Source organism: uncultured Brachyspira sp., assembly GCF_910578695.1.
Lineage (GTDB): Bacteria > Spirochaetota > Brachyspiria > Brachyspirales > Brachyspiraceae > Brachyspira.
This window is the reverse complement of sequence record NZ_CAJTQJ010000009.1, coordinates 1-7,341: the sequence shown is the minus strand read 5'-3', so window position 1 is coordinate 7,341 and position 7,341 is coordinate 1. Positions and strand designations below refer to the sequence as shown.

8 protein-coding genes are annotated in these 7,341 nt (G+C 27.1%); 1 reads left to right on the top strand and 7 read right to left on the bottom strand.

Going from position 1 to position 7,341, the window contains the following annotated elements; all coding sequences use genetic code 11:
• Window positions 1–134 precede the first annotated feature (134 nt).
• The 4 genes from QZ288_RS04365 to QZ288_RS04350 are packed head-to-tail and all read right to left on the bottom strand — an operon-like array spanning window position 135 to window position 2,467.
• Window positions 135–689 carry a GNAT family N-acetyltransferase gene (locus QZ288_RS04365; RefSeq protein ID WP_295155460.1) on the bottom strand — a complete coding sequence of 185 codons (555 nt, stop codon included), beginning with the start codon at window positions 687–689 and terminating at the stop codon, window positions 135–137.
• 11 nt (window positions 690–700) lie between these two features.
• Complete coding sequence (locus QZ288_RS04360; RefSeq protein ID WP_295155457.1) at window positions 701–1,237, bottom strand: methylated-DNA--[protein]-cysteine S-methyltransferase; 537 nt, start codon at window positions 1,235–1,237, stop codon at window positions 701–703.
• A complete protein-coding gene (locus tag QZ288_RS04355; RefSeq protein ID WP_295155454.1) occupies window positions 1,234–1,875 on the bottom strand; it encodes an isochorismatase family protein in 642 nt (213 codons plus the stop codon). Before QZ288_RS04355 ends, QZ288_RS04360 begins: the two co-directional genes overlap by 4 nt.
• A 19-nt stretch (window positions 1,876–1,894) precedes the next feature.
• Complete coding sequence (locus QZ288_RS04350) at window positions 1,895–2,467, bottom strand: HD domain-containing protein (RefSeq protein ID WP_295155452.1); 573 nt, start codon at window positions 2,465–2,467, stop codon at window positions 1,895–1,897.
• Window positions 2,468–2,643: 176 nt separating this feature from the next.
• Between QZ288_RS04350 and QZ288_RS04345 the strand changes: the two genes are divergently transcribed.
• Complete coding sequence (locus QZ288_RS04345; protein WP_295155449.1) at window positions 2,644–3,924, top strand: ankyrin repeat domain-containing protein; 1,281 nt, start codon at window positions 2,644–2,646, stop codon at window positions 3,922–3,924.
• Between the two features lie 43 nt (window positions 3,925–3,967).
• On the opposite strand, the gene QZ288_RS04340 is transcribed toward QZ288_RS04345, so the two are convergent.
• From QZ288_RS04340 to QZ288_RS04330, 3 genes are all read right to left on the bottom strand, one after another.
• Complete coding sequence (locus QZ288_RS04340; protein WP_295155446.1) at window positions 3,968–4,714, bottom strand: ankyrin repeat domain-containing protein; 747 nt, start codon at window positions 4,712–4,714, stop codon at window positions 3,968–3,970.
• Window positions 4,715–4,866: 152 nt separating this feature from the next.
• Window positions 4,867–5,901 carry an NADH:flavin oxidoreductase/NADH oxidase gene (locus tag QZ288_RS04335; RefSeq protein ID WP_295155443.1) on the bottom strand — a complete coding sequence of 345 codons (1,035 nt, stop codon included), beginning with the start codon at window positions 5,899–5,901 and terminating at the stop codon, window positions 4,867–4,869.
• Between the two features lie 379 nt (window positions 5,902–6,280).
• A complete protein-coding gene (locus QZ288_RS04330) occupies window positions 6,281–7,240 on the bottom strand; it encodes an ABC transporter ATP-binding protein (protein ID WP_295155440.1) in 960 nt (319 codons plus the stop codon).
• Window positions 7,241–7,341 lie beyond the last annotated feature (101 nt).

Genomic DNA, 7,341 nt, shown 5'->3' with positions numbered 1-7,341 from the left:
GATTGTCGATTGTCGATTGTCGATTGTCGATTGTCGATTGTCGATTGTCGATTGTAATATTCGCATAATATATGGTATTATAACATATTAACTATACTTTGTCAATACAAAAAAATGGGTAATTATATACAAAATTATATTTTATCATTTATAATAGTCATATGTATATGATCTTCCCATTTGCCGTTAATTTTTAAATATTTTTTAGCAAGACCTTCATATTCAAATCCAAGTCTTTTTACTAATTCTAATGAAAGCTTGTTATGAGGCATTATATTAGCTTCTATTCTATGAAGCTTAAGCTCTTCAAATACTATCATAACAGCAGTATGCAAAGCTTCTGTCATATAACCTTTATGCTGTTCTTTTTCATCTAATTTATAACCTACAGTAGCTGATAAAAAAACACCTCTGTAAATATTTACAAAATTAATCATACCTATTATCTTTTTTTTATCTTCTTTTTTATAAATCCAGAATTTAAGCATTTTTGAAGATTTTATTTCTTCAAGCTCCATTTTTATAATATTTTTATGAGTATTAATTTTATAAAAAAGTTCAGATCTTTCAGGATCAAAATATTTAAAAAAATTTTTATTTCTAGCATAAAAATCAACTATTTCACCTGCCATATTTATATTAGGCTGAACTAGAAAAAGTCTGTCTGTTTTATAAGATTCTTTAAGCATAGAAAATAACCTTATTTAATTATAATCTTAGAATCTAATATATCAAAACCTTCATGCTTTAATAAATATTCTTTTTTATAAAGTCCTCCTGCATATCCTGTAAGCTTCTTATTTACACCTACAACTCTATGACATGGTATTATAATAGCTATATTATTTTTTCCCTCTGCCATACCTACAGCCCTTGATATACTGCCTTTTTTATATGAAACATTTCTTGCTATATCAGAATAAGTAAGAACTTTTCCAAAAGGTATTTTTGAAGTTTCTATCCATACATTATATTGAAAATCTGTACCATATACCGCTAAAGGAAGAGAAAACTTTTTTAAACTATTTGAAAAATAATTATCCAATTCTTTTTTTGCTTTTTTTATTATAGAAGGCTCTTCATCTTTAATAATAGTATGATTATCATTCAAATTAAACTCTAATGAAGTAATATACTGATAATTATCATCAGAAGTAATTATCAAATCTCCGATAGGACTTTTATAAATATAGGCTTTGTTAAAATTTATTTTTTTGTCAAATCTAATAATTTTCATAATCTAACCTTCTTAAGGTTAATAAGAGGACATGAAATATATAAAGCTTCAATAGATTCAGGATTCACGGCAGCAGAAGCATATTCAAGCACATTCACGCTAACCAAATATTCAGCATCAATAGAAGCCACATATTCTGCAGTATCTCTTGCCGTATGAAACACGCAGTAATCAAGTGAAACGCCTACAAAATCAAGTATTAAAGTTTCTTTATTCTCTCTTGCCGCATCTATAAACTCTTTATGCATATAAGAAAATCCTGAGTTCCCCTCATCATCAGGATCAACTCCCTTTTGAACATATATATAATCCCTTTTCTTTCTAAGCCCGTCAACTATAGCAGAACCATAAGTTCTAGCAACACAATGACGGGGCCATAAAGTAATTATTTCCTCATCTCCTGTATCCTGATCTATAACTTTTATTTTTGAAAAAGGCTCTTTTTCATGAGTTGAGGCAAAAGATATATGATTGGAAGGATGCCAATCCTGAGTTGCAATTATAGCATCATACTCTCCGTTTTTTATAAGATCATTTATAATAGGCACAAGTTTAACTGCACCCTTAACAGCCATAGGACCGCCATCCATATAGTCATTTTGCATATCTACTATCGTAAGTATCTTTATTTTACTCATAACCAAAGTCCATTAATATTTAGGAAATTTTATTAAGCCCTATACTCTCTTGTATAGGAATAAGTGCTTCTATAGTTTCTTTTATAAGTTCATCTATATTAATCCCCAGCATTTCAGCACCCTTATTTATAACAGTTCTATCTACTTTTGCAGCAAATGCTTTATCTTTTAATTTCTTTTTTACAGATTTTACTTCCATATCTTCCAAACTCTTTGAAGGTCTTACCAAAGCACATGCAGTAATAAAACCGGAAAGCTCATCAACTGCATATAAAGTCTTTTCCATATTGCTTAAAGGCTCAATATCAGTACATATACCATAACCATGACTTTGAATAGCCCTTATAAAACTATCAGGAAGTCCTTCTTTTTCAAGTATCTCTTTTACTTTAAAGCAATGTTCATCAGGATACTTCTCATAATCCATATCATGCAAAAGCCCTATCATACCCCACTCTTCTTCATCTTCTCCGTTTTTTCTTGCAAAATATCTCATAACTGCCTCTACGGATAATGCATGCTTAAATAATGAATACTCATCATTATATTTTTTGAACAATTCAACAGCTTTATCTCTTTCTATGCTTGACATTTTAAAACCTCCGAATATCATCATAAGTATATATTATATTTTTCTATTTTTCAATATTTTAATTCTTATATTTATACAAGAATATATAAAAAAATTATAATAAAAATAAATATAAAAACGATGATTATAATGTATTAGTATACATAATACCAATTTATTAACAAAACGGAAATAATATGAAAAAAATCATAATAATGACATTATTTATAAACATTATTACTCTCTATGCATTAACAGAAAATGAAAATAAAATGATAAATGCTGTAAAGATAGGAGATACAAGAACTATACAAGCCCTATTATCGCAAAATATAAACCCAAATATAAAAGATGAAAGAGGATTCTCGCTTATACATATAGCTGCAGAAAATAATCAAACTGCTTCTATAAATGTACTCAAAAATTCTCCGTATACTGATTTAAATGTACTTTTGGAAAGCAATACAAAAATAAAAAATAGTAATCATTATATAGACGGTTCATATTATTCTGCTATGGATATTGCTGCTGTAAATAAAAATTTTGAAAGTGTAAAATTATTAATAGAGTCAGGGGCAAATATTAATTTTCAAATGAAAGAAAAACCAAGAAGCGAGTTTTTAGCCTCCGAATATGCCAATCCTAAAATATTAGAACTTTACCTTCATAAAAATATTTATCTTCTTATGAACAGCGAGGATGTTGTATCATTAATAAAATATGCAAGTATTGGAAATAATGCAGAAAACATAAATTATTTAGTTAGAAATTTAGGCATAGATGTAGATACTAAAGATACAAATACTATGCTTCATTATGCTGTAGGGAATGGCTCCATAGATGCAGCAAATGAACTTATAAAATTAGGAGCAGATATAAATAATACAAATGCAAATTTTCAAACTTCTTTGCATTATGTAATAGAAAATAATTCAAATAAATTACTTGAAAGCGTTAATCTGCTTTTATACAAAAATGCTGAACCTAATATAAAAGATAAAGATGGAAATACTCCATTGCATTTAGCTGTAATGAATGCCGGCAAATCAGAAAATGAATATATAGAAGTTATAAATATGCTGATAAAATATAATGCGGATGTTAATATATTAAATAATAAAAATCAATTAGCTTTAAATATAGCAGTAAAAAATAATAATACCGAAATATCAAATATTTTAATAAATGCAAAGTCAAAATTAAATAATAAAGATAATGGATATGCTCCTATTCATATAGCTGTAAAAAATAATAATATATTTATAGCTGATAGTTTATTATCAAATAATGCTGATGTTAATATAGAAGATGAAAGAGGATATACTCCATTAGCTTTAGCAGTAGAAAATAATAATATTGAAATGTGCAGAAAACTTATAAGAAATAATGCAGTTATAGATAAAAATGCAGTAGATTTAGCAATAAAAATAAACAATAAAGAAATAAAAAAGTTATTAGGATTAGAGGAAGTAAATTAAAAGTAAATTAATTATATATTATTTAACTAATCTTAAAATAATATTATCTTACAGCACCATACTTTATTAATATATCAGCCATTTTATAATTTTTATTTTCTTCCGCCATAGTTAATGCTGTTTTATTATGATTATTTCTTTTATTTATATCCGCACCATTTTCTATAAATATTTTAACCAAATTTCTATAATCTAATATAGAAGCATACATTAAAGCATTATATCCGTGAATATCCTGAATATCAATATCAGCATTCAAATAAATAAAAGTATTAATAATATTAATATCTGCTTTATATAAAACATTATACATCAATGCAGTTTTTCCGTCTAAATTCTGAGCATTAATATCAGCACCAGAATCATACAGTAATTTTATAATATTAATATCTCTGCATGATGCATACATCAAAGCAGTAGATTTATAATTATCTGCTATATTAACATCGGCATTATACAATATAAGCATTTGTATAATATCAAAATCACAATTAAGGCATGCATATATTAAAGCAGTTTTTCCGCTGTCATTTTGAATATTCGGGTCGGCATTATTTTTTAAAAGCAATTCTAATATATAAATATTATTATTAAATACTGCATGCATTAAAGGAGTAATACCATATCTGTCTTTAATATCAATATTAACATCTTCACTATTAAGAATATTTCTAACTGATATAATATCGGATTTCTCAGCTGCTGTAAGTAAATCATTCTCTTTTTGAGTAAAAGAATATATAATATTATAGAATGTACTGATAAAAATTATAATAAATACAGCCTTCATAATTTATAATTCTATTATTAAATAAAAATATATCAAGAAGCAAATTATAATAACTTCTAAAAATATAAATAATATTTCATTAAATAAAAGACCTGACTATGCATAGAAAAAAATACATAATCAAGTCTTTATATTTTATCAAAAATTATTAATTATCTTTTAGCCTGTTCATACTGTCTAGGAAACGGCACATCAATACCCAAAGTTCTAGCAGCCTGAAGTGCCCAATAAGGATTTCTCAAAAGCTCTCTTCCAATATATACAGCATCAGCAGCTCCATTTCTAATTATCATATTAGCCATTTTAGGGTCAGTTAAAAGTCCTCCGCCTATACAAGGCACTTTCATATGCTGCTTTAATTCTCTGCAGAAAGGAATTTGATAGCCTTCATAAGGAATGATTTTTCCGTCGGAAGTTACAGCACCTGTACTGACATTAATAGAATCAAATAATTTATCTTCTTCTAAAGGCTTTAACATTTCAACAAAATCTTTTACAGTATTTCCGCCTTCTTTCCAATCATAAGAAGATATCCTTATTTGTATAGGATAATCTTTTCCTAATGTATCTCTGACTTTTCTCAAAATCTCTTCTAAAATTTTAGCTCTGTTTTTACCGTATTCATCTGTTCTTTTATTAGATAATGGAGATAAAAAAGTAGAAATTAAATAACCATGAGCAGCATGAAGTTCTATAATATCAAATCCTGCTTTTTTAGCTCTCAAAGCAGCCTTAACAAATGCATCAATAACTTCATTAATATCATCTTGAGTCATTTCAACAGGAGTTCTATATTTATCATTAAATGCTATAGCACTAGGGGCATAAATTTTATCAATTTTTACAGACTCGCATTTTCTTCCTGCATGTACAATCTGTATCCCGGCTGCAGCACCATTGCTTTTAATAGCATTAACTAATTTGCTTAAACCATCAATATATTTATCGTCCCATATTGCTAAGTCTTCATCTGTAATAGAACTTACATAAGGAAGTACTCCTGTAGCTTCAACAATAACTAAACCTGTTCCGCCTAATGCTCTTGCGGCATAATGCTGTAAATGCCAATCATTAACAAATCCATCTTCAGCACTATACTGATCCATAGGAGGCATTACTATACGGTTTTTTATCTCAAGGCTGCCTATTTTTAAAGGTGTAAAAAGATTGCTTTTTTCTGATTTCATAAAATAACTCCTTAATTATAATATTTTATAATACTATATAGTATATACATATAAAAATATATTTCAATTTCACAATATAATTAATTTAAAGTTATACTATTTTAAATTAAATGTGAATATAAAAAATAATACATTTTATACATTTATTTTTTATAATTTTAATATTATATCTATACTCATTTTAAGTAAAATATTTTTGTATTATTATAGAATTATAGAATATTTAAATACTAAAATTAATCATAATAAAAGCATATAAAATTTGACTATTTAAATTTATTATAGCATAAACAAATTAATTAAATTATTAAGAATATAATTATTAAATAAATAATAAATGCTTATATAAGCTATAAAGAATATAAAAATAATATAAATACTAATTAATCAAATGACATGCACATAAATGTCTGTTTCCAATATATTTTAATAGAGGCTCTTCATTTTTGCATTTATCTATTCTTTCTTTGCATCTGTCATAGAACATACAGCCTTTCGGAGGATTTATCAAATCAGGAGGAGTGCCTTCTATAAACTCTAATTTTTCAGCAGATTTATTTAATCTTGGGGTTGCTGCTAAAAGTCTTTTTGTATAAGGGTGTTTCGCATTTTTATATATGCCTTCATTACTTGCAATCTCATAAATCTTTCCGCCGTACATTACACATACTCTGTCAGAAATCTCAGCTTCTAATGCTAAATCATGAGTTATAAAAATAAATGATAAATCAAAATCTCTTTTCAGTTTTTTTAATAAATTTATAATCTGTGCTTGTACTATAACATCCAATGCAGTGGTAGGCTCATCAAGTATAATAAGTTTAGGTTTTAAAAATAAAGCTGCTGCTATAACTACCCTTTGCTTCATTCCTCCAGAAAGCTCATGCGGATATCTTTTAGCTACGCTGCTGTGAAGTCCGACATACTCTAAATACTCTTCTATAAGTTGATATGCATCCGTTTTTTTCATAACAGTATGTCTGTTAATAGTTTCTATCATTTGATCTTCTATTGTATATACAGGAGTAAGAGAATTCATAGCACCCTGAAAAACCATAGATATTTTATTCCATCTGATATTTTTTCTTATATACTCTTCTTTGAGAGGAATAATATCCTCATTATCAAGTATAATTTTTCCTCCCTCATATTTACCCGGAATTGACGGCATTCTTAAAAGCGATGTACCAAGACTAGTTTTGCCGCAGCCTGACTCCCCTGCTATGCCTAAAGTTTCGCCTTTTTTTATTTCAAAGCTGATATCATTAATAGCCTTTACCAATCCCTTAGAAGTATGATAGTACATCTTCAAATTTTCTACCTGAAGTATATTTTCCATAAGTATTTCCGATTAAAAAATAAATATATTATGTTAATTATAATATAATATTGGGGCTGTCCTAGATAACTAAAAAAGCTCCTTTTTTGCTAAATTATATA